Genomic DNA, 21088 nt, shown 5'->3' on the forward strand with positions numbered 1-21088 from the left:
CTAATTAACAGACCTGAGAAAACAAGATGCCCCAACTGCAAACAAACTGGATTCGAATTGCTACCGCTGGTAATGCAATTGATGGCCGGAAAATTGATGAAAGCATCCTGAAAGATATGGCTGACACCTACAATCCTGATGAATATACCGCTCGTATTTGGCCTGATCATCGTCGTTGGTTTGGTGCTTGGGGTGATGTCGTTGCGGTTAAAGCTGAAGAGTGGCAAGGCAAGTTAAGGTTGTTTGCTAAGTTGCGCCCAAATTCACAGTTAATGCAAGCCAATGAAATGGACCAGAAAGCCTTTTGCTCTATTGAACTGGATATTAAGGACTTTGACGGTACAGGTAAATATTACTTAGCAGGTTTGGGAGTGACTGATGAGCCGGGCAGCTTAGGAACTGAAAAACTGAAATTCAACAAAAGTTCAAAAACCTCTTTTTATGCAGAGCCAGAACCATTCCAAATTGAAGAAGTGGCTGATGTAGAAGAGGGGAAAGAACCGAGTCGTTTTCGCAAGTTAATGAGCTATTTCAAAACTGGTTCAATCGACGAATCTCAACAAGAGGAACAAAACGTGGAAAAAGAGCAATTTGATCAGCTAATGGCTGGTATCAAAGGCGTTTCCGACAAACAAGAAAAGCTGGAAACTCGCTTTTCTACGTTTGAGCAAAATCAAAATAAGCCTGAAGAGAATGAAGTTAATGAACCGGAAGGCGATGAAGGATCAGCCATTGAAGGTAACAGCGAAAACTTTTCAAAGCTGATAACTGCGGTTCAGGGTATTGCTACTAAACAAGATGAGTTAGCAACCAAGTTCAATAAGCTAGAGCAAGAAATACCAGGCCAGAAGCCAGGTGAAGAAGGTAATGGCTCTCAAACTGTGGAGGCCATTTAATGTCCTTAACCAAATTAGCTGAACAGTACCTAGAACATTACAGCGAAGCCGTGGCGAAATCGGCAGGTGTTAGTGATTCTTCTAAGAAGTTTTCTATTCAGCCTCCAATGGAAACCAAACTGCGCCAAGCGATCATGCTTGGAGTGGGTTTTCTATCACTGCTTACCGTATCGCCTGTCGAACAAATCAAAGGCCAAGTGGTCGATGTGGGCACCGGTTCATTGTTAACAGGCCGTGTAAAGGGTGGCCGTTTCCGTGGCCAAGTTGGTCTTGATGGCAACACCTATGAACTGGTGAAAACCGATTCTGGCGCCGCTATTCCTTGGGAACTGATCGTTCAATGGGCTAATGCGGGTGATAAAGGTCAGTTCATTAAATTAATGAACAACGCCATTACGCAAAACTTTGGCTTGGATATGCTGAAGATTGGGTTTAACGGTACAAGCATTGCCGAAACCACCGACCCTGACAATAACCCGTTAGGGCAGGATGTGAATAAAGGCTGGCTGACGATTGCCAAAGAGAAAGCGGCTGCGCAAGTCTTACCTTCTGCGAAACTTGATCCAACAGGCGCGGCGGAAGATTCCTATAAGAATCTTGATTCGTTAGCGAACGACTTAATCAATAACGTGATCCATGAGGCGCACCAAGAAGACCCTGATTTGGTGGTGATCGTGGGCCGTAACCTAGTGGCGGCTGAGCAACATCGCTTACTTGAATCAGCGAATACGCCAACCGAGCACAAAGCGGCTCAGTCTCTTGCGAAAACCATTGCAGGCAAAAAAGCGTACACCGCGCCGTACTTCCCTGCTGATGGGTTATGGGTGACTAACTTGAAGAACTTACAAATCCTTCAGCAAAAAGGCACTCAGCACCGTAAGTCTCGTGATGAAGAAGATCGTTCTCAACACGAAACTACGTGGTGGCGTTTTGAGGGTTATGCGATTGGTAATCTTGACAAGTTCGCGGCTATAGAAGCTGTGGCCATTGTTGACCCTGCTTAGGAGTAGCGCATGGCAAGTCCATTAGCGAGAGCGCGACAACGATTGGTGTCTGAAAGCAATAAGCCATCGAGTAATGTCGTCGCCAAACCCAACAGTCTTCACTTGTTATTAGCTGAGCTGGAAACTGACTTGAAGGTGCTAAAGAGCTTCAACCGCTTAGATGAAAAGGTCAGCCATAAACGTGAAGTGCTGGTACCGAAATACCGTGAAGCGATTGAAGAGTACTTAGCGGGTGACGAGCAATTCGATAATCCGATATTTGCTCAAATGGTGATTTGGCTTTTTGATATTGATGATCTTGAAACGGCTATTGAGTGGTGTGATATCGCTATCGAACGCGGGTTTGATACGCCAGAGCGATTCAAGCGCGACTTTGCCACGTTCTGTGCCGATGAAGTACTGAAGTGGTCTGAGCGAATGGCGTCATACGGTCATGCTATTGAACCGTACTTTAATCATGTGTTTGCCAATTTAATACCTAGTGCAGATGGTGAAAAACCTAAGTGGACCATCACTGAAAAACTCAGCGCTAAGTGGTTCAAGTTCGCAGGGCTTTACCTTCTTCGTAATGAAAAAGGGGAGGTACATGCAGGCTCAGTCGCTGACAGCGAAAGATTGGAGAAAGCCAAAGCCTACTTGCTCAAAGCTCAAGATGAACACCCAGCGATTGGCGTTAAAACGATGATCGACAAAATCGACCAACGACTGAGAGCGCTAGAGAGTGGCGATAATCTCTAGCTAGAAAAACGACTCCTATGCCACCGCGCCTCGACTGACGAGGAAGAACAAGTGATTTATCACCCTGTTTATTCCGTCGACTCAGTGGCTAGAGGCGCCTCGATTAAGGATATTCAATGTTTGACGGCAATCCAATCAGTGATAGCTACCAAGACACTGAAATTGAGAACGACGGTTTTTGGCCCAACTTGAACGCCGGTGATTTTGAAAAGCGTCGTGGCATTCCTGCAGATATGGATGCAGAAGCGGTGGCACTTTCTTTAGCGGCCGCAATCAGTCAAATCAATATTGCATTACAGCTAGTGAAAGCGGGCTATCAAGCCGAAGGCATCGACAAAGCGGAAAGCCTTACAGGTTTACCCAAGGTGCTTGGCAAAAATAGCATCGTTATTTTGTATGAAAAAGCGGTGTTTGCCAGAGCGAAAGCCGACATGGTCTCTGAGTTTGCAAGCGTACAGACCAAAGAGGCGGGCGATCGCATTGCTGAAAGCGAGCGCAGTATTACCGAGCGCTTACTGGCCGAAAGTCAGCAGCATATCAGAGCCATGAATGGTAGTAGTCGTTGTGGAGTAGCGCTGTTATGACTGAACCCATTAATCAATACCAAGCAGGCTTTATGCTGCAAGGGCTAAATCAGCATTTAAGCAGCACCATTGATGCGCGTTTACATCAACACTTTGAATGTTGGATGGAAGATATTCAGCTCAAGTTTGCACCCAAAGACCAAGGGCTCGGGCGTGATATTGGTTGGATGGAATACACCGCCGTATTTAGCTTTGAGCAGTTTCCATTTAAAAAGCAAAACCCTGCGGTGGTCATGGCCAATACCATGGCGTGGCTCTATGACCATGATGAATACAGAGACCGTTATAACTTAAGCGACCCAAGCTTTGATATTGAACCAGAAAGTGACGACACCGTGATCATGACCTTAGAAGTCGAAATGACAGAGCCGTTAATGGTGGTCGAAGATCCAAAGGGTGAAATCCACTGGGAAGGCAAACGCTGGTCCAATGCCCCTTATGAAATTTGGTCTGCTGAGCATATTGATGTGATTAACGCGAACAATCCAGCCAGTCCGGTGACGGCAGATGATCAAGATTAGTGTGGATAGGCAGTCAGAGCTAGGCGTTCTTAACTCGCTAAAAGCCATGGCACTGCCGCCAAAACGTAGAAAGCGGTTACTGCAAGCAGCGGCAAAAGGTTCAGTGCAAACTTCTCGGAAAAATCAGCGTAGCCAGAAGACACCACAAGGTAAAAACTGGCAGAAACGAGCAGGTAAAAGCCGCAAGAAAATGCAGGCTCGTTTAGCAAAGCTTTTAACGGTCACGGGTAACGATGGAAACCGTGCGGTGATTGGTTGGCGAAAAGCGGCAACCGCAAGAGTCGCAGGCACGCAGCATTACGGGCATCGTCAGCGACATACCAGAGCATCGGCAATTAAGGCACTACGCAATGGCAACAAGGGCTCAAGCTAAGGCGCTAAAAGAAGAAGGCTTTCGGGTGTTTGCTCGTCGCCTCAATCCCCAAGCGCCCATCGGTAAGCTTCGTAAGCCCACTCAAAAATGGATTTGCGACAACCTAAGTAACGAACAAGCAGGGGCCATTCTTCGCCAAATGCGCGGAGAACCAAAAGAGTCATGGGAAACCGAGTTGCCTGCACGACCATTTGCTCAAGTGGATAAACAGAAGTCCCGAGCAGCACTACATAAAGAAATGAAAAGAGGACGGTAGACCGTGGCGTATCCAGAAATTATCGTAAACGCGCTAAACCAAATGCAGGGACCAGTGACCGAAGTTGAACGTCACTTTCTCTATTTAGGTTTAGGCACACAAAACGCAGGCCAGCTTTTGTCTGTGAATACCCAATCAGATTTTGACAAATTGCTTGATGACGGTGTGCTCAAAGATACATTGCAAGCTGCGATGGTCAATGCAGGGCAAAACTGGTCAGCGGCCGCGTATGTGCTTACGGCTCCAGAAGATTGGACTCAAGTGGTAAAAGACGCGCAAAAAACACAAAGCTTTGAAGCGGTGGTGCATACCGTGCCAACAACCGACAAAGCGACCGTGACGGCAGCTCAAGCACTTTATCGTGAGTTGATCGCTAAGTATGGCCGTTGGACATTCATGATGTTGGCGCTGCCTGGTATCGATGCTGACTCTCAAACATGGTCCGAATACGAAGCTGAAATGGTTGCTGTGCAAGATACCATTGCTGCCGATGGCGTGATGCTCGTACCTGACCTACTGCCGCAAGCTATTGGTAAATTGGCTGGCCGCTTGTGTAACCGAGCAGTATCCATTGCCGATACACCGATGCGCGTTAAAACAGGCGGGCTAGTGGGTGATGTCACTCTACCTATTGATAGTGCTGGAATTGAACTTTCCACTGCGACACTGCAAACCTTAGAAGCCAACCGCTTGTCTGTGCCTGCAAAATTCCCAGATTATGACGGTATTTATTGGGCTGATGGTCGTTTGCTTGATGTAGAAGGAGGTGATTTCCAAGTGATCGAGAATCGCCGCGTGATTGACAAGATTGCTCGCCGTGTTCGTCTGATTGCGATTGCTGATATTGGTGACCGCTCATTCAACAGCACGCCAGCGAGTACGACTCGCGCAAAAATGCGTTATACCCGCCCAATGCGAGTGATGGCGAAAAGCACGACCATTGGTCAAATCGTGGTTCCAGGTGAAATTGAAAGCCCAGCGGATAATGCGATTGCCATTACTTGGAAAACCAAGAATAAGGTTGAGATTTACATCACCGCCACACCGCTCGACTGCCCTAAATCTATTACTGCTGGTCTGATGTTAGACCTAAGTTCGGAGGCCGCGTAAATGGGAAAACGTATCTCAGGCATGAATGTAGATGTTGATATTCACGACATCTTAATTCATATCGAAAAAGCAAGTGTATCTATCTCAGACGATAGCCAAGCCGCGCAAACTCGTGGGGTGCCAGACGATTATACCGATGGGGCCGTTAGTGCTGATGTGGAGTACGAACTCGACACCAAAAACTTCAAGCTCTTGATTGAAGCTGCAAAAGCGGCGGGTAGTTTTCGTGGTATTGAGCCACATGATTGCTTGTTCTATGCCAATACAGGCGGTGAAGAGCTCGAAATCAAAGTGCATGGCGTGAAATTGATGATTGATAGCCTATTAGATGTTGATCCCAATTCAGCGGACAAACTAAAGCACAAAGTGAAAGGCGTGGTGACCAGTGCTGACTTTATTCACATCGATGGCGTGCCGTACTTAAGCAGCGATGACACTCGCGACTTGATCGGCTAACTGGAGGGCGCGATGGATGAACTTGATCGCGCCAGTGCACTTAAAACCCAACAGACCAAAGTGGCACTGGCCAACCATATCGCCAACCAAGCGAAAAAGGCGGAACAAGAGAGTGCCAAAGAGTGCATTGAATGTGACGCGCTTATTCCAGAAGGAAGACGTGAAGTAATAAAGGGCTGTCAGTACTGTGCTGGTTGCCAAACCTTAATTGAGCAAGGGAAGCTATGAATTTAGCCAAGCTATTTATTGAGTATGTCATTAAACCTGCACTTGACCATTTAGATATGGCCGCAGGTGGGGAAGGCAAACTCAACTCTCAAGCGGCCATTAATCTCATCATGATGATTGTGGCTCATGAATCGGGTCAATTGACCTATGCCAAGCAAATCAAAGGTCCGGCATTGGGTTTCACTCAGATGGAACCCGATACCTATCACTGGTTAGTACAATGGTTAGCGAAGACTCGGCCGCACTTACTGGACGTTGTTGCGGCGTTTGTTGGCTCAGGAAAACCGGAACATATGGTACTGAATCCTCAATATGCTGTTTGTATGGCGCGGCTCAATTTACTGCGCTTTCCTGAAGCGATACCCGAGGCAGAAGATTTGGCAGGTTTAGCGCGCTATGCCAAAAAATATTGGAACACCTCGGCAGGTAAAGCAACAGAGCAAGATTACCTTGATGCGTACCAAACCATGATAGGAGATAAGGCATGAACTTTCTGCTTGGCGTAATGGGCAAAAGCCTTTTGGAAGTACTGAAAGGCTTGGTGTTACAGATTGCTTGGAGCGTGATTGTTGAACGCTTTGCGACTCGATGCGTCATTTGGGGGTTAAATACGCTCAAGACATTGTCCACGAACGATGTACTTCAAGAGACCGTCGATGATGTGATTGCATCCCTACAAGGAAAACGCTTGAAAGAGGTGCCAACACCTAAACAGAGGGAGTAGCGATGCCATTAGATCCCGCATGGATGAGTGTATTGATTGCAGCCGCCACTCTGTTAACCATTTTACTGACTGCATTAGTGACGAAGTTCTTCACAGTCACTAAAGAGCTATCGGAATTTAAAACTCACGTTGCGGAACACTACGCAACGAAAGATGAAGTCAAAGACGGGTTTGAACGCGTCGAACGTCAAATTGAAAATGGCTTCAACCGAATCTATGAAACCTTAAATAAAAGGAATACAGCATGACTGAAAAAAACATCACACTCACGGTTAAGGGCACGGCTATTCGCTTTAAACCAACACTTGAAGCGTTCAACAAGTTAACCAATGAAACGCTTCCGTTCGATAAAGTCGCACCCACCACAAACTACTTACGCCGCATTGTGGTGAAAGATGACAAGTCACTGCTTGATGATGCGCTGAAATTACCTGGCGCTGTGATGCAAATTGCAGGGTTAGTGAACAATGAATTCCAAGGTGACTTGGAAATTGAAGTAAAAAACTAATCCGTCACGTCAAGGCGATTGACGACAACGTATGGGAGCAAGTGTTTGCCTTGAAAGCGCATTACTTGCCCCATGAGCCCAACAATACTGAGAATTATGCTCGCGCCTTATGGCTTGCTAAAAACCAAACGCAAATTGTAACCAAAGGCATTAAACAATTCTTTTCATCTGGAGATTGATCATTAATGAATTCCGTTGATAAATTGATGATGCAAATCGGGTTGCAAGACTTTGCAACCAAGCCTTTAAAGGGCATTCAGAAAACCGTGACACAAACGGCGGATGTGAGCCGTCAGTCATGGGAGCAAATGGCGGGTGGTGCCGCGAGTATGCTCGGTTCGGGTTTTGCGATTAAGCAGGCTTTAATGCCAGCCATCGAAATGGACCGAGTTCTTGGTGAAGTCAAATCGCTTGGCGTGATAGACGCCGATCTTAAAACCCTACAACAAACCGCGCTTGGCTTTTCGGCTGAGTACGGAAAATCAGCAACAGAAGTGGTGGGCGCGGCCTATGATATAAAATCCGCGATGGGTGATATGTCGGGCGCAGACCTTGCGGGCGTGACCGAAAGCTCGGCCATTCTTGCAGCTGCCACCAAAGCCGATACAGCGACCATCACCAACTACATGGGCACCATGTATTCGGTGTTCCAAGACAAAGCTGACGCTATTGGTAAAAGTGATTGGGCGCAGCGCGTTGCAGGCATGACGGCCAAGTCAGTCGAGAAGTTTAAAACCACGGGCCAAGGCATGTCGGATGCTTTCAAAGGCATTGGCTCTCTTGCGAAAACCCACGGCATTGAAATGAAAAACCAAATGGCCATTTTGGGGATGCTGCAGGGCTCTATGTCTGGCTCGGAAGCCGGCACCAAATACAAGGCGTTCTTAACGGGCGCAGTAAAAGCTCAGGATAAATTGGGCTTAAGCTTTACCGACACCAACGGCAAGTTACTCCCGATGTACAACATCCTTGAAAGCATCAAGGGTAAGTTCGGGGATCTTGATTCAACGGAAATCACCCAACTGAAAACTGCCTTCGGCTCTGATGAAGCCATTATGGTGGTGACTGACCTCATTGGAAAAACCAACGCCTTGCAGGGAAACATTGCAGACCTTGGTGGTTCGGCTAATCTTGATTTTGCTAAAAACATGGCAGGCGCGATGACCGACCAATGGGAACGGTTAGAATCAAGTTGGTACGCGATACGAGCAGGAGCTTTTGGCTTAATTCTTCCTGCTATCAATAGCGTGGCAGGAGCCATGGCCGATGGCTTAACGACCCTGCTTGGTTACACTCAAGAATTTCCAACCTTAACCAGTTATGCCGGTTACCTTGCACTTGCCATCGCAGGTGGTGCTGGCGTGATGGGCGCCTACAACCTCACGATGGGTGCAAGCCGCCTAGCGATGAACGGCTTAAAAGCGCCATTACTGTTCACTAAAGTCAGCGTGCTTAGCCTGAATGGTGCTTACACCAAAGCAAAATGGTCATTGTGGGCGTTTAACTATTCGATGTTAAAACAAGGCATTTACTCTAAAAATGCTTCACTGGCCTCCAAAGCGTATGCGGTGTCGACGTTCTTGGTCGATAAAGCGCTGATGGCCGCGTCTGGTGGGATGAAAGCGTTTGGTATTACCGCACTAAAAAGTGCCGCCATGATGATGGCTAACCCTATTTTCTGGATCCCTGCAGCAATTGCTGCGGTAGGTGTTGCCGCTTATACGCTCATCTCAAATTGGGACGCCATGACCGCCGCGTTAGGTGATTGGTGGGTGTTCGAGCAAATTGGACTGGGCTTTGATTTTATTGCAGGGGTATGGGATAGCGCCGTTGATAGCATTCTAGGTAATCCGTTTGTTCAGTACTTAACGTCTCAATTGGGTTGGATGTTTGACCGAGCGTCGGGCGTATTCCAAGGGATAGCATTAGTCGGGCAAGGCGCGTGGAATATTCTAGGGGCGGGTGTTCAATTGCTGATTTTACCATTCACAACGGCGTGGACGGTCGCAAAAAGCTTTTTCACTTTGCTCAAAGATGGCCCAACGGCTGCTATGGCCGTGCTTGGTACTATTCCAGAACAGTTCTCCGCCATATGGCAACGCGCGGTTGGTGGCTTTGGTATGGTGTATGACGGCATCAGTTTATACATCACCTCATTGCTGGATGTATTCAAGAGTCCATTCGCATTGGTCGGTGATGGTATTGATTGGCTCATCGACAAAGTGAACCTTATTCCTGGCATTCACATCGGCACGGAGGTTGAACAGCCAATCATGCCAGAGGTGATGGCGCAAAAAGCGGGCTATCCGCTAGGTAATCACCAACAAGCTGCGCAGCCTTATCACTACGGGGTTCAGCCTCAAATGGCGCAACCGGTATTACCAGAGTTAGGGCAACCCAGTTCCGTGGTGTATCCGTCTCAAGTTGAGTCACTAGACAGCAGTATTCATTATCGTGCTCAGTTGCCGCAATCAGTGCTGCCAGAAGTGCCTCAACCAAGCCCCATAGAATATAAAGCGCAGTTACAAGCGTTGAAAAATGTGCCTACGTATCAGTCGGCAGCGCAGTACAACGCTGAGTTTGCAGCAGCAACCGCGCCACAGTTGAACGGTTCAGTTAACTACGCGGCCAATATGCCAAGTATTGATCCTGATGTTATCGACATGCAAGCGCGCCCTGAAAGCATGACCAAACCCATATCGGACTACTTAAATGGTGGAACCGAGCAAGGTCAATCGGTGGCGAACTACATCACTCAGGCAGGCAGTAATGGTTACACCGATAACAGTAAAAGCATGCACACGGGCGACATTGTGATCAAACAAGAGAAGGCGTTCACCCCTTCCCAGTTAGCCGAATGGCAGGAGATGGCGACACCATGACCGAGCAATATATTGACCTATTAGTCACCGATGGCGGTATTGATTTCGATGCGGGTCAGCAGCCCGTTTACACCAATGACCGTAATAGCATCGCCCAAGATATTAAACACGCCATTATGGAAAGCGGCTTATTGCGTGAAATGCAGGCGGAACGAAATAGAACCTTGCGAGCGGATGTATTGACCCGTATTGAAATGTTAGTCGAACAAGACCAACGCATTGTCCCTGGCACAGCGAATGTGACGCAGCAAACCAGCGAAGAGATTTGGATATTTGCGGAAACTGAAGAGTACGGCCCTATTGATTACGGAGTGACATTGTGAGTATTCGACCAGACGTAGACTTTACCAAACTCATTGCTAAAGAGGGCATTCCAACCACGGAAGAGGCGATAGCTGTCGAGTTAGAAAAAGAAGTCGTGGCCGCAGGCAGTAAGGTCTCCAATGACAGCCGAATGTCTCCGTTCTGGCGTTTGGTGAAAGCGATAGTGATTGCCCCCACGTTATGGTTGATTGAGTCGTTGCTGGCGGATCATGTGTTAAAAAACACGTTTGCTGCCACCGCGACAGGTATCTACCTTGAGCTTAAAGCATGGGATGTCGACATAGAACGCAAGGCTGCGACCAAGACGCGTGGCATGATCACGTTCTTTAAAGAAGACGCTCAAACGCCAATCGTTATTCCTGCAAGCACCTTAATAGAAACGGCGGCTATAGAGGGTGTGACCTACAGAATGCTGACTCTAGAAGAGGTCTTGATTGTGGAAGGGCAAGCTTTTGGAAAAGTCATCTGTGAAGCCGAAATAGCAGGGGCGGGTTATAACTTACCTGCGGGTTATTACTCAATTTTACCTCTTGGAGTGACAGGCATTACCCATGTTCAAAATGAGGCGGAATGGATCACCACCTACGGGGCGGATGTAGAAGGGGAAGACGAGTTGGCGCTTCGTGTTCGTAATCAATTTAGTGCGGCAGGTCGTTATCACATTGATGCGATTTACCGTTCAATGCTCGCCAGTGTTGCAGGTATACGGACTGACCAGATTTACTTTGAACATAATGCCCCTCGCGGCCCCGGTACGGCAAACGCTTATGTGCTACTCGATATTGGACAAACGCCAACCCATTTATTAGAGCAGCTTAATGCCTACGTGATGAGCGAAGGGAATCACGGTCACGGCGATGACGTATTGGTTATGGCGCTTCCTGAAGTTGATAAACAGGTAAGCGTTACCATTTGGGCTAAGCCTAATATCAGTGATGAAGAAAAAGCGGCTTTGCTTGTTCACGTTGAAAACATGGTTCGAGCCGCTTTTCGAGAGTCAGGATCTTATTCCAGTGTTACGAGAACAAAACCTCAAAGTCGGTTTTCTTACTCTCAATTGGCCACGGAAATTCACGCTGAACTGATTGACCATTTGTTGAGCTTAGAATTTGATAACTCGGACTTTATTAATGAGCTTGAAATACCACGGTTAACCAGTGTGAGCGTGCAATATGGTTGATCACAACAAGCAAGCGCCAGAACTTCCGCCACATGCAACGCCGTGGTGGATGGATGGACAAACTAGATCTGAGCAGCTTAAAGAGCCTCATTACTTAGCGAATGGCGTGATGACTTTTTGGCAGCGAGTGCGTGATTGGCTTTTATTGCCAATGACTCAGCGCGATCCTGAAACGTGCTCAGAAGACATGCTTTATTTATTAGCATGGGAGCGAGACATTGACCGTTTTGATGACGAACCTTTAGGCCTATTTCGTAAGCGAGTGAAGTTCGCGTTTGCCAATGCGCAAGATGCTGGCAATTACAATGGGTTTTCTGCCATTTTTGCTCGTATGGGGTTAGAAGTCCTCGAACAAAAAGAGCGTCAACCTCAATGTGATTGGGATGTGGTCACCATTGAGTTACCCGAGCATACCGTTACAAATGATCTGCAGTTACTTTCGCAATTAGTTCAACACTATGGAAGAACGTGCAGGCGCTATGAATTGGCAGTGAGTAACCAGATTGTCGTTGGGCTCACGGCTGTTGAGTTTAACTGTGAGTGGCAATGCTTTCGCGCCTCGATGGCGGTGGATTATAGCGTTAATGATCGGGTTTCTCTCAACAGAACGCCAACAGAATTTAATCATCAATCACAAACTTTCCAAGCCTGTTGGGAATGAGGAATTATGGCAGCAATAGTAAGTAGCGGTAAGCGATATATTACCGATAATTTGGCAGGCAATACTCCAAGTGACATCACTCGATTCATCTTAGCGAATGTTCCACACTCCGATCCATCACAACCAGTGAATGGCGAAGAAGTGATGCCAACTGTAGACCAAATTGTGTATGACAAACCTATTACCCGAGTCGCAAAAATAAACTCTGATGAAGTCGTGTACTCACAAATTCTTATGAGTGATGTGGGTAATTTTGATTTTAACTGGATTGGGCTTGCGACAGATGACAATACGTTGATTGCGGTAGTGTATGTGCCATTACAGCGAAAATTGAAGTATCAAGATCAACAAATAGGCAACAGCTTAACACGCAATATCGTGCTTAGGTTCGCTAATGCTGCGGACGCTCTAAATGTACATATTGCCCCTGAAACTTGGCAGTTTGACATGTTGGATATCATCCAGGATGAAATTAAAAAGGGACTAGATGGGCACAATCATGATGATGATTACTACCTTAAATCACGGATGGACTCATTACTTGCAGGCAAGCTATCTAACGCAGCAAAAGCGACGCTGACGGATAATGACGGTTATGGACATGCGAACGTCACATTTAATCATAAAGGCGGCATACCGCAACAAAGTGGCTCATCTGCTCGGATAGAGGCCTCTGTTGATAATGACGTGGCGGCGATGAGTATTGAATTAGGCGACAGTGTTGTTGAAGGTATCGCTAAAGCGTTAACAACAGTGATCTCTTTAACTATTTCATCTATTGCATTAATGAAAAATACCACCGTGGCGGGGTGGTTAAATGCGTCAGAACTAAGGGAAGCGGCTGTATCTTTGAAAGATAAGTACTCTTTAAAAACCGCTTATCACGAAGTGTCAGGACCAATTACGCTCAGCCGCACTTCTCAGAAAACGATTGTTCAGCGAAATGGGAGCGGTAATGGTGCAATCAAGATTGATGCTTCTACTTATCAGGCAGGTGATGAAATTATTATTAATAATTCAGACCTAAACGCAGGTGTGGCCACCATTACGAACCTTGATGGCACTATTTACATTCCTAATGGTGGCCATGCAGGCACGCATACCTTTACAGGCACGCATACCTTTACAGGCACGCATACCTTTACAGGTATGGGGACGGTGACACTCATTAAATTAAACAACTCAAACCACTTTAAAGTTGCATAGGAGGTAAATCATGGCTGAATTAAGTGAATTTCTTGGTGGTGGCGGCGTTAAAAGCTTACAACGAATTGCGGTGACAGGCGTTGGAAACCTGACCATTGCGCCGGTTAATATCAATAAAACTACAATAAATATCGTTAGCTGTTTGGTGGTAGCGACAGGGGATGGTGACTCTTCAAGTTTACGGTCACTTGAAGTCACTAACTTTGTGAGGCTGATAAATGGCACAACGATATCGTACTCTGCTCAGTCTCCGTATGCATCGGGTGCGTATCTGAAAATTCATAATGCAACGATATATGCAGAGGTGATTGAATATGCGTAAATATATTGTTTTAGATAATAATGTGGTCGTTGCGTCATTAGAAACGCACGGTGAAATTAATGATGCGAGCTATATTGAATTTGATTTAATTGAAACGAGTATAGATTTTTCGGATGTTATTGGCTGTCTATTGACGAATGGAGAGTTTAGGCTTCCTGAGTCTCCGTTAGAGCCGACACTAGCAGAAGTCGAGCGAGCATGGCGAGACTCGGAAATTAAAGTATGCGCCGAGCTAAAACAAGAAATTGATCATCCATACTTGCCGGAAATTAATGCTTACTTGCAATTACTGCGGGATTATCCAAGCGAAGCGGACTTCCCGAATGGAACACGCCCCTCTCGACCGTTAACGCCAAGTGGAGTAGATATTATTCTATGACTTGGCAATCCACCTCGTTAACGTGGCCGAATTCAGCCGAAAGTATTCAATCCACTGCTGAATCCGTGCTTATGCAAGTACCAGACAAAACCAGTGAAGCGGTGGGACGCCTTCAATCACTTCAAAGTCAGGTGGCGTTTTCGCGTCACTCACTGAGCGAAAATGCGGAGGCATTGCTTAACCTGCGCAGTGAACTTGATGCATTGTTAGTGCAAGGCCAAATACTTAGCGTTCATCCATATCAACATAACGTAGGTACTCAAACTGAAAGCAGTGCTCATTTAAGCCCTGATGATGCCGTAAATGTACTGGTAAGCAAGCTCAACGACACCATTGATAAGCATCATCCGAAAGGACATTTACACGTTGTGGGTTGGATGATTGCCGAAAAGAACTTAGCCAACTTTGCTAATGCAACCCAATCGCTTTACGCCGTGGTGAACATTTCAGAGCTTGGCATGGTGAGCCGAAGAGTAAGTAAAGCGCAGAGTTTACAGTCAGACAAAATGACCAAGCCTGAAACCATTATTCAGCCACGCTTTAAACCCGTTGCGCATTTAAACCAAGAGCCTTTGCGTTTGGTGGAACACTGGCAAGGCGCTCAAATGGCTCAATTGGAATCACTGGCCGCAGACAGGCAAACTCCTGTTGCCAAACTCGCAGCATTGGCCGATAAGCGAAATGCCAAACTAAGCGAATGGTCAAAGGCGATCAACGACCTCAAACAAAGTGGGATCACTCTGCATAAGTTTGAAGCGGCAGGAACGCCAGAGGTGATTGCGACCAAATTACAACAATCGCAACCCCCAAGCCGTGCCAATAGCTACACCTTTGCCAGTTTGTTTATTAGCTCGCAGCCCCTCACTTTTTTATCGGAACTCTTTGCATGACTCAAATCGCGCTAGACGGACAAGTCCTTAAAATGAACGCCACACGAATCAGCCCATCGGTTGAAATTCGTGAAGAAGACATGACAGGCCAAGCCAGTGGAACCGATGGCAGTGAGCAAGGTGATAAAGGTATCGTGTTGGCCATATCGGGGTTAATTCCATTTAAGCGCCAAGATGTACTGAAACAATTGATGTTGCTCTCTCGCGCTACCCAAGACGGTAAGCGCAAAATTTATCGTATCGGCAATGAAACCGCTAAAACGCTCACGGTTCGCCAGGTTCGCTTCGTTGGTCAAATTAACGCAGACGAGCAAGAAAATCTCATGGCTTGGAAAGTTTCGTTTCGTTTGCGTGAATACCTTTCTGTTACCGAAGCTAAGCAGCAAAAAGAGCAATCAAAAGCGGCAGAGGCTACCACGCAAGCTACGGAAAACACGACAGTGGCAACACCAAAAGCGCACGCGGCCATTACCAATGAAACGGCGCAAGTTCAGCAAACCAGTTTTGAATCGGCACTTGCTCAAAAAGAGTCACAACTTGCATGAAATTAAACAAACGAATCAACGTTAATGGAGAACAACGCCAGCTAGCCTCTGAAACCGTGATTTTAGAGTTAAACGCAGGAGGCAGGGCAACGTTCGTCATTCAAGGTGATGTGGCAAAAGGCTCACTCATCACCTTTGATATAGGTTACCAAGACGATTACAAAGCCTACTTTGATGGATTCGCGGCCAAAGTACAGCCAGCGCAAAACGCCTATACCAAAGTGATCGCCCGTGAGCGTTCAGGATTATTGGCGGCTCGTTGGCCTGTTAGTATTCAGCATCCCACCGCTTCAGAAGTATTGGAACATCTCAGCTTTAGTACCGGCTTAAACTTCGTGATGCCAGAACAAGACTACATGACTACGCGCATTTCCAATTTCACCAGCCAAGGCACGGGTTATCAGCTTCTTGAAAACCTTGGCCGAGCTTTTCAAATTGAAGATTTTTGCTGGTATCAACAAAGTGACGGCAATATTTATGTTGGCGGTTTTGCCCAAAGTCGATGGGCGACTCGTGCCACGGACTTTCCAGCCAATTTAACCAGCGAGCAAATGGGCGGCCAATGCATGAAGCTTAGCGCCATTCCCTCTGTTCGCCCTGGTGCGATCATCAATGGTCATCGCATTACTGAGGTTCACTTTGAAAATACTGACATTACCCTTTATTGGAAAAGTGCCATCAGCCCTGAAAAGCGCAAAATACAATACCTATTCCCAGAGCTTGCTGCAGGTCATCACCTGCCAAGGCTTGCCAGAGTGGAAGCGATAACAGACCAAAGCGAGGCCGGGCATGAGCATAATCCGTTTCGGCCTCGATACGCGGTCGATGTTCAACTACTCGATGAGAACGGACAACGAGACGAAGACGTCCCATTATACAAAGCGGTGCCATTGCCGACCCTGATTGGGGGCGCAGAGCAAGGGCAGTTCGCCACTCCAACAGAAGGGACGATTGTAGAAATTGCATTTGCGTATGGCAGAAGTGATCGCCCATTTATTCGAACCATATTGGGCGATGATTGGTCATTGCCAGCATTAGAGCCTGAAGAACTGTTGACCCAACAGCGATATGAAGTGTTTGAACGTACTGACGCGGCAGGAAATCATACTCAGGCTACTGACCAACAGCGAACCATTGAAGCCTATAAAGAAGTAGAACGAGTAGAGCAGTTCATTGGTGATTACGGTCGCCATGAGATCAGCACCACTCAGCACAGTAAAGAGAACATTGGTGGCCAAAAGCTCATTGAAACACTAGGCGCATTTGAAGTGATGGCGGGTGGCGATGTCACGTTAGGCTCACTGGCTAATCTGCATCTAATCAATGGCGGTAATCAAACTCAAATTATTGGGTTGCTCAGAGATATTGTGATTGGACTCGATGACAAACTCAAAGTGATGGGTAACCAAATTATTACTGTAGAGAAAGACATTGAAGCGAGCGCCAAGAACATGCGTTATACCGCAGACCTTATCACCATGAACGGCGGCAAAGGCGTGGTGCAGGGCGATTGTATTTGCGCGTTCACTGGTAAACCACACTCAGATTTATCATCAACGGTTAAGGCGGGTAAGTAATGGCATTAAGCAAAACATCACTTAAAACCAAAATAGAAACAGAACTGCAAACTCAAGGGATTGTGATCACAGGTGAACATGCCCAAGCGAGTAAGTTTGCGATAGCGATAGCCAATGCGGTGGTCGATGAGATCACTCAGAATGCACAGGTGGCGGTTACTGGTGGTAGTTCGGCAGGGAATTACAAGGTGCAATAAAAAACCAGAGCATGTGCTCTGGTTTCTTTTAATTTTTTAGAACGATTTCATTCTTCGATATGATTGCAAGTACATTTTCGTAATCTTGGTCATCACCCCATAAGTCACATGCATTACTAGCAATAGCTCGTGGGTCTTCTAGCCTTATTAGTGAGCAGTCGACACGGTGGAATCGATAAACATACTCTTGGAACGCAATGGCATAACCTAGTTGACGAACCCAGAAGTCACGACCTTCACGAGTTTGGCAGCTGTCACTCGCAATAATATTGTATTGATCGAGTAAGTAATTACGGAAAATATTTGCAGCGATACCTTGAGTTGCTGCTACGTGTTCAACTAAGTTAGTACGCCATAGTAATACTTGAGTCACAGGCTTTTCGTCGAGAACTACGTCTTCCCATACTCGGCACTTGATATAATACACGACTTCTTCAGTTGCACCGCATAGCACAGCAACCTGAAAACCTTCGTCTTCAAGTTCTACTCTTACCAATTGGTAAGTTGGTGGGAACATGATTTTAGCTTGTTGAGTAATATCCTGAGGGTCTGATTTCAGAATCTCATGGTATTTTTCTCTGTTAAGCTTTTCATCGTATAACCAGCCGAAATCATGGTCGATTTTCATTTGGTCATTATAGTTACGTGGCATAGGTTTCCTGACTTAGAAAGCAAATGTATATCACCAGTAATATACATTAACTATTCTAGCCTAAAAATCATTCTGAAAAAACTCAAAGTTAGAGTAGAAGAAGATTTTTGAGGTGATAGAAGCCGATGAACATCGATATGAGACATTCATCGGCAGTCGTTAAAACTAGTAAGATTATTAAAAATAATCATAGAGACCATGAATACTGCTTGGAATCCCTCATTGGAGGAGAGTAATTACTACTGTTGTTATTTTGAGATTCAAGCCACTTCTTTAATAATGTCACTAATTTATCGGTATCTTGCCTATTCGTATTTTTTTGTGGATTGCCATCACTTAATAGAAACTCACGAAGTGAGGAAACTAATCCAATTAACTTGGCTTTAGAACTCAAAAGTGAATGCATTTCGTTAGGTTTATAAAAACATTCGTGCAATGTCTTATAAAAAGAGTTATTGAGGGAGGCTGAGGACTCGCTAAAATATTGCAAGCATTGGTATAACATAGAAGTAATGGTTAGCCCATCTTGTGAGATGAAAATATCCTCTTTTTGTGGTTTATGAAAAGAAAGATTTAAAATGGCATCGGTGAAGTTTTTACCATATTTGTATTTGAGGCTTGATGTTAAGCTGTTTCCAGAAAAATCACATAACTTAATAAGAATCATTTCACATTGAGTGGCCGTTGCAATAGGGTCAAATATATTAATAGTATGACTTTCTAACTGTGGATCATACAGGATATCACCTACTTTTGGCTCTGGTTTGAATCTAACTTGAAGAGCATAAGCGAGTTCTAGTAGACATTTTAAGTGGTTGTAGGCCTGATCTTCTGTAGTGTTAGGGTTATAGAATGAATTGAACGAATTTGTTAATAGATGAAACTTATTAATAATATCTTGAAGTTCATTTTGCCTATACTCACTATCTAAATTTATAATGGTTTCACATGTTTTGAAATTGTTAATTGGGAATATATTACTGTAAAGTGTTGTTTTATTAATGAATTCAAATTTATTTGTACGTTCTAGTTCCAACAAAATATTATTGAATTCTAGTTTATGCATCTGTAACTTTTGAAAGGAGAGTGTTTCTTTTTGCTCCGCCCACATCTCTTGTTGTTTACGTTCATGCTCTTCACGCTTATCTCGTTCTATCTCAAACTCTTTTTTTTCGTTTTGTTGTTTCTCTCGAAGTTCAGTATGTTGATTAATCAGAAAGCCGAGCGTACAAATGGTACCAAATGCAGCAGCCCAAGTGGCCATATCACCAGTTTCTAATTCTCCACTGAAAAACCTCGGTAAAATGATAGTTAAAAAAAGACCACCGAATAAAACTCCAGCGACCCCTGCAAAGAAGATAAGAAATACATTTGAAAGCTTCATAAAGATTTAACTGTTGAAAAATAAAGAGCGACATTCTACATGATATGCAACGCTATTAAACGTTTGACACCGATCTTCCACATCGTTAACCTGTAACGGCACTGGCAAAATCCAGTGTCGGGATTAGTCCCCCGCTTTATACTTCCGGCGCATAAGTGCCAGCATTTTGCTGGTTTTTTTATGTGCGGCCTCGGCACACCTGAACATGGTCGTTTTACTTACAAAACGTACTATCAGCATTATGGTGGGCTGGGCAAGGCAGCTTCGGCTGGCCGTTGCGGAAGTGCGGTAGGACTAACCTTGTTCAGTTCACCACCCGAAGATTAGTCCCTTTGTGTGGTGATTTAACGAAATTACTTCCGGAGGCCATTATGCCTACAACTTCCCTTACCCTGACTGTATCTGATCTTGTCTTTAACCAAGGCGAGAAAATTCGCACTACATCCCTTAAAGTTTCAGAAGCGTTTAACAAACAGCATAAAGACGTTTTAAAGAAGCTTGAATCCCTTGAATGTTCAGATGAGTTTAACGGGCGCAATTTTGCGCTGGTTGATTATCGAGACAAAAAAGGGCAGCTTCGTAAAGCATATGAAATGACCAAAGACGGCTTTATGTTCTTGGTTATGGGCTTTACAGGTACTAAAGCTGCACACATTAAAGAAGCCTGCATTAACGCATTCAACCAAATGGCTAACCAACTTCGCAGTACAATGCCGACCTTGCCACCATCACAATACCAATTGCCTGCTAGCTGTTTACCAAACTTCTATGATTCAGGTTGGTTACCTGCACACTACGAACGCTGCCGTTCAGAGACACATTGGACATATCACATCAAATTCCAGGTTCGACCAATTGGTGGAAAGTTCAGCGCAAAGTTTGAATTAGGGATAGGAGGCAAAGGCAAAACGGAACCACACTTTTCATCAAGTGGAGCTGAGTTCATAGATAGCGGTTTTTACTTAGAGTATCGAGACATTGAAGAGCTATGGGAAAATATTAGGCTAGTATTAGAAAAGTACCAAGCATATAGTCCGTACTGATTAAGAGCGGTGAGTCCCCCCCGAACTCGACCTATCCAAACGGCTAAGCATTTGTGTATGGATACCTTAAAGTGAAAGCAGGGGATGTGTAAATACTCAACAGCCTTTAGTGAATAGACATACATCGCAAAAGTGGCGACAAAAATGGCTACATGGAACGTGAAGTATCGTTATTTAGCGATGAAAAACGTGTTTTGTAGTCATTTTAAGTTATTGATTTTTAGTGTTAAGCATTTGAATTTATAGGTATTTGTTCTAGCCGTTTGTAGTTCTACGGCATGTCTTCAGAAAGTGCGATGGCGAAACACTCTGGCGGCGTTGCAAAATACAGAGCAGCAGAAGGGAAAACTGTTTTACTTCCGTTCCGTGGTTCTGTTCATGATACGATTTCTGACATCCTTGGTGGCGTACGTTCAACGTGCACATACGTAGGCGCAGCAAAGCTTAA

At 45.5% G+C, this 21088-nt stretch carries 28 protein-coding genes and 1 pseudogene; 27 read left to right on the top strand and 2 right to left on the bottom strand.

The genetic code is table 11. The annotated features are described in order from the left end of the window. Positions 1-26 precede the first annotated feature (26 nt). From F0249_RS03375 to F0249_RS03495, 25 genes are all read left to right on the top strand, one after another. Positions 27-896 (top strand): GPO family capsid scaffolding protein, encoded by an 870-nt coding sequence (locus F0249_RS03375; RefSeq protein WP_171755871.1) that lies wholly within the window; start codon positions 27-29, stop codon positions 894-896. Continuing rightward, positions 896-1900, top strand: a complete 1005-nt coding sequence (locus tag F0249_RS03380; RefSeq protein ID WP_171755872.1) for a phage major capsid protein, P2 family — start codon at positions 896-898, stop codon at positions 1898-1900. The genes F0249_RS03375 and F0249_RS03380 overlap by 1 nt, the downstream gene beginning before the upstream one ends. Positions 1901-1909: 9 nt before the next feature. After that, positions 1910-2638, top strand: a complete 729-nt coding sequence (gpM, locus tag F0249_RS03385) for a phage terminase small subunit (RefSeq protein WP_171755873.1) — start codon at positions 1910-1912, stop codon at positions 2636-2638. A 116-nt stretch (positions 2639-2754) separates the two neighbouring features. After that, on the top strand, positions 2755-3222 hold the full coding sequence (locus F0249_RS03390) for a head completion/stabilization protein (protein ID WP_171755874.1): 468 nt from the start codon (positions 2755-2757) through the stop codon (positions 3220-3222). Then, positions 3219-3743: a phage tail protein gene (locus tag F0249_RS03395; protein WP_171755875.1), complete on the top strand. Its 525-nt coding sequence runs from the start codon at positions 3219-3221 to the stop codon at positions 3741-3743. The genes F0249_RS03390 and F0249_RS03395 overlap by 4 nt, the downstream gene beginning before the upstream one ends. Beyond that, complete coding sequence (locus F0249_RS03400; RefSeq protein ID WP_171755876.1) at positions 3730-4116, top strand: hypothetical protein; 387 nt, start codon at positions 3730-3732, stop codon at positions 4114-4116. The genes F0249_RS03395 and F0249_RS03400 overlap by 14 nt, the downstream gene beginning before the upstream one ends. After that, positions 4094-4372: a hypothetical protein gene (locus F0249_RS03405; RefSeq protein WP_171755877.1), complete on the top strand. Its 279-nt coding sequence runs from the start codon at positions 4094-4096 to the stop codon at positions 4370-4372. The genes F0249_RS03400 and F0249_RS03405 overlap by 23 nt, the downstream gene beginning before the upstream one ends. A gap of 3 nt (positions 4373-4375) precedes the next feature. Next, positions 4376-5482, top strand: a complete 1107-nt coding sequence (locus F0249_RS03410; protein ID WP_171755878.1) for a DUF2586 family protein — start codon at positions 4376-4378, stop codon at positions 5480-5482. Continuing rightward, the gene (locus F0249_RS03415; RefSeq protein WP_171755879.1) at positions 5483-5938 is read left to right on the top strand and encodes a phage protein; all 456 of its coding nucleotides are present in this window, start codon (positions 5483-5485) and stop codon (positions 5936-5938) included. It begins immediately after the preceding gene. A 12-nt stretch (positions 5939-5950) separates the two neighbouring features. Next, complete coding sequence (locus tag F0249_RS03420; protein ID WP_171755880.1) at positions 5951-6166, top strand: TraR/DksA C4-type zinc finger protein; 216 nt, start codon at positions 5951-5953, stop codon at positions 6164-6166. After that, positions 6163-6654: a hypothetical protein gene (locus tag F0249_RS03425; protein ID WP_171755881.1), complete on the top strand. Its 492-nt coding sequence runs from the start codon at positions 6163-6165 to the stop codon at positions 6652-6654. Before F0249_RS03420 ends, F0249_RS03425 begins: the two co-directional genes overlap by 4 nt. After that, positions 6651-6890, top strand: coding sequence for a hypothetical protein (locus tag F0249_RS03430; protein ID WP_171755882.1), 240 nt, complete (start codon positions 6651-6653; stop codon positions 6888-6890). The genes F0249_RS03425 and F0249_RS03430 overlap by 4 nt, the downstream gene beginning before the upstream one ends. Before the next feature lie 2 nt (positions 6891-6892). Beyond that, positions 6893-7138 (top strand): hypothetical protein, encoded by a 246-nt coding sequence (locus F0249_RS03435; RefSeq protein ID WP_171755883.1) that lies wholly within the window; start codon positions 6893-6895, stop codon positions 7136-7138. Further along, positions 7135-7398, top strand: coding sequence for a putative phage tail assembly chaperone (locus F0249_RS03440; RefSeq protein WP_171755884.1), 264 nt, complete (start codon positions 7135-7137; stop codon positions 7396-7398). Before F0249_RS03435 ends, F0249_RS03440 begins: the two co-directional genes overlap by 4 nt. A 185-nt stretch (positions 7399-7583) precedes the next feature. Then, a complete protein-coding gene (locus F0249_RS03445; protein ID WP_253825273.1) occupies positions 7584-10280 on the top strand; it encodes a phage tail tape measure protein in 2697 nt (898 codons plus the stop codon). Beyond that, entirely contained in the window at positions 10277-10603 is a 327-nt protein-coding gene (locus F0249_RS03450) for a DUF2590 family protein (RefSeq protein WP_171755885.1), read from the top strand. Before F0249_RS03445 ends, F0249_RS03450 begins: the two co-directional genes overlap by 4 nt. Continuing rightward, complete coding sequence (locus tag F0249_RS03455; RefSeq protein WP_171755886.1) at positions 10600-11784, top strand: baseplate J/gp47 family protein; 1185 nt, start codon at positions 10600-10602, stop codon at positions 11782-11784. Before F0249_RS03450 ends, F0249_RS03455 begins: the two co-directional genes overlap by 4 nt. Then, on the top strand, positions 11777-12445 hold the full coding sequence (locus F0249_RS03460) for a phage tail protein (RefSeq protein WP_171755887.1): 669 nt from the start codon (positions 11777-11779) through the stop codon (positions 12443-12445). The genes F0249_RS03455 and F0249_RS03460 overlap by 8 nt, the downstream gene beginning before the upstream one ends. 6 nt (positions 12446-12451) lie before the next feature. After that, positions 12452-13651, top strand: coding sequence for a phage tail protein (locus tag F0249_RS03465; RefSeq protein ID WP_171755888.1), 1200 nt, complete (start codon positions 12452-12454; stop codon positions 13649-13651). A gap of 10 nt (positions 13652-13661) precedes the next feature. Next, positions 13662-13973, top strand: coding sequence for a hypothetical protein (locus F0249_RS03470; RefSeq protein ID WP_171755889.1), 312 nt, complete (start codon positions 13662-13664; stop codon positions 13971-13973). Continuing rightward, positions 13966-14352 (top strand): phage tail assembly chaperone, encoded by a 387-nt coding sequence (locus tag F0249_RS03475; protein WP_171755890.1) that lies wholly within the window; start codon positions 13966-13968, stop codon positions 14350-14352. Before F0249_RS03470 ends, F0249_RS03475 begins: the two co-directional genes overlap by 8 nt. Further along, positions 14349-15242, top strand: a complete 894-nt coding sequence (locus F0249_RS03480) for a hypothetical protein (RefSeq protein ID WP_171755891.1) — start codon at positions 14349-14351, stop codon at positions 15240-15242. Before F0249_RS03475 ends, F0249_RS03480 begins: the two co-directional genes overlap by 4 nt. Further along, positions 15239-15787, top strand: coding sequence for a hypothetical protein (locus F0249_RS03485; protein ID WP_171755892.1), 549 nt, complete (start codon positions 15239-15241; stop codon positions 15785-15787). Before F0249_RS03480 ends, F0249_RS03485 begins: the two co-directional genes overlap by 4 nt. After that, positions 15784-17364 (top strand): hypothetical protein, encoded by a 1581-nt coding sequence (locus F0249_RS03490; protein WP_171755893.1) that lies wholly within the window; start codon positions 15784-15786, stop codon positions 17362-17364. Before F0249_RS03485 ends, F0249_RS03490 begins: the two co-directional genes overlap by 4 nt. Then, positions 17364-17561, top strand: coding sequence for a hypothetical protein (locus F0249_RS03495; RefSeq protein WP_171755894.1), 198 nt, complete (start codon positions 17364-17366; stop codon positions 17559-17561). The genes F0249_RS03490 and F0249_RS03495 overlap by 1 nt, the downstream gene beginning before the upstream one ends. 28 nt (positions 17562-17589) lie before the next feature. Here the strand turns inward: F0249_RS03495 and F0249_RS03500 are convergent, their stop codons facing one another. Further along, positions 17590-18213, bottom strand: coding sequence for a hypothetical protein (locus F0249_RS03500; protein ID WP_171755895.1), 624 nt, complete (start codon positions 18211-18213; stop codon positions 17590-17592). Positions 18214-18400: 187 nt separating this feature from the next. Continuing rightward, on the bottom strand, positions 18401-19597 hold the full coding sequence (locus F0249_RS03505; protein WP_171755896.1) for a hypothetical protein: 1197 nt from the start codon (positions 19595-19597) through the stop codon (positions 18401-18403). A gap of 371 nt (positions 19598-19968) precedes the next feature. Here F0249_RS03505 and F0249_RS03510 point away from each other — a divergent pair, with 371 nt between their 5' ends. After that, on the top strand, positions 19969-20640 hold the full coding sequence (locus tag F0249_RS03510; RefSeq protein WP_171755897.1) for a Rha family transcriptional regulator: 672 nt from the start codon (positions 19969-19971) through the stop codon (positions 20638-20640). 269 nt (positions 20641-20909) lie between these two features. Beyond that, a pseudogene (locus F0249_RS03515) lies at positions 20910-21088 on the top strand (IMP dehydrogenase); the annotation flags it as partial.

The sequence above is a fragment of the Vibrio sp. 03-59-1 genome, from assembly GCF_013114135.1.
Lineage (GTDB): Bacteria > Pseudomonadota > Gammaproteobacteria > Enterobacterales > Vibrionaceae > Vibrio > Vibrio cortegadensis.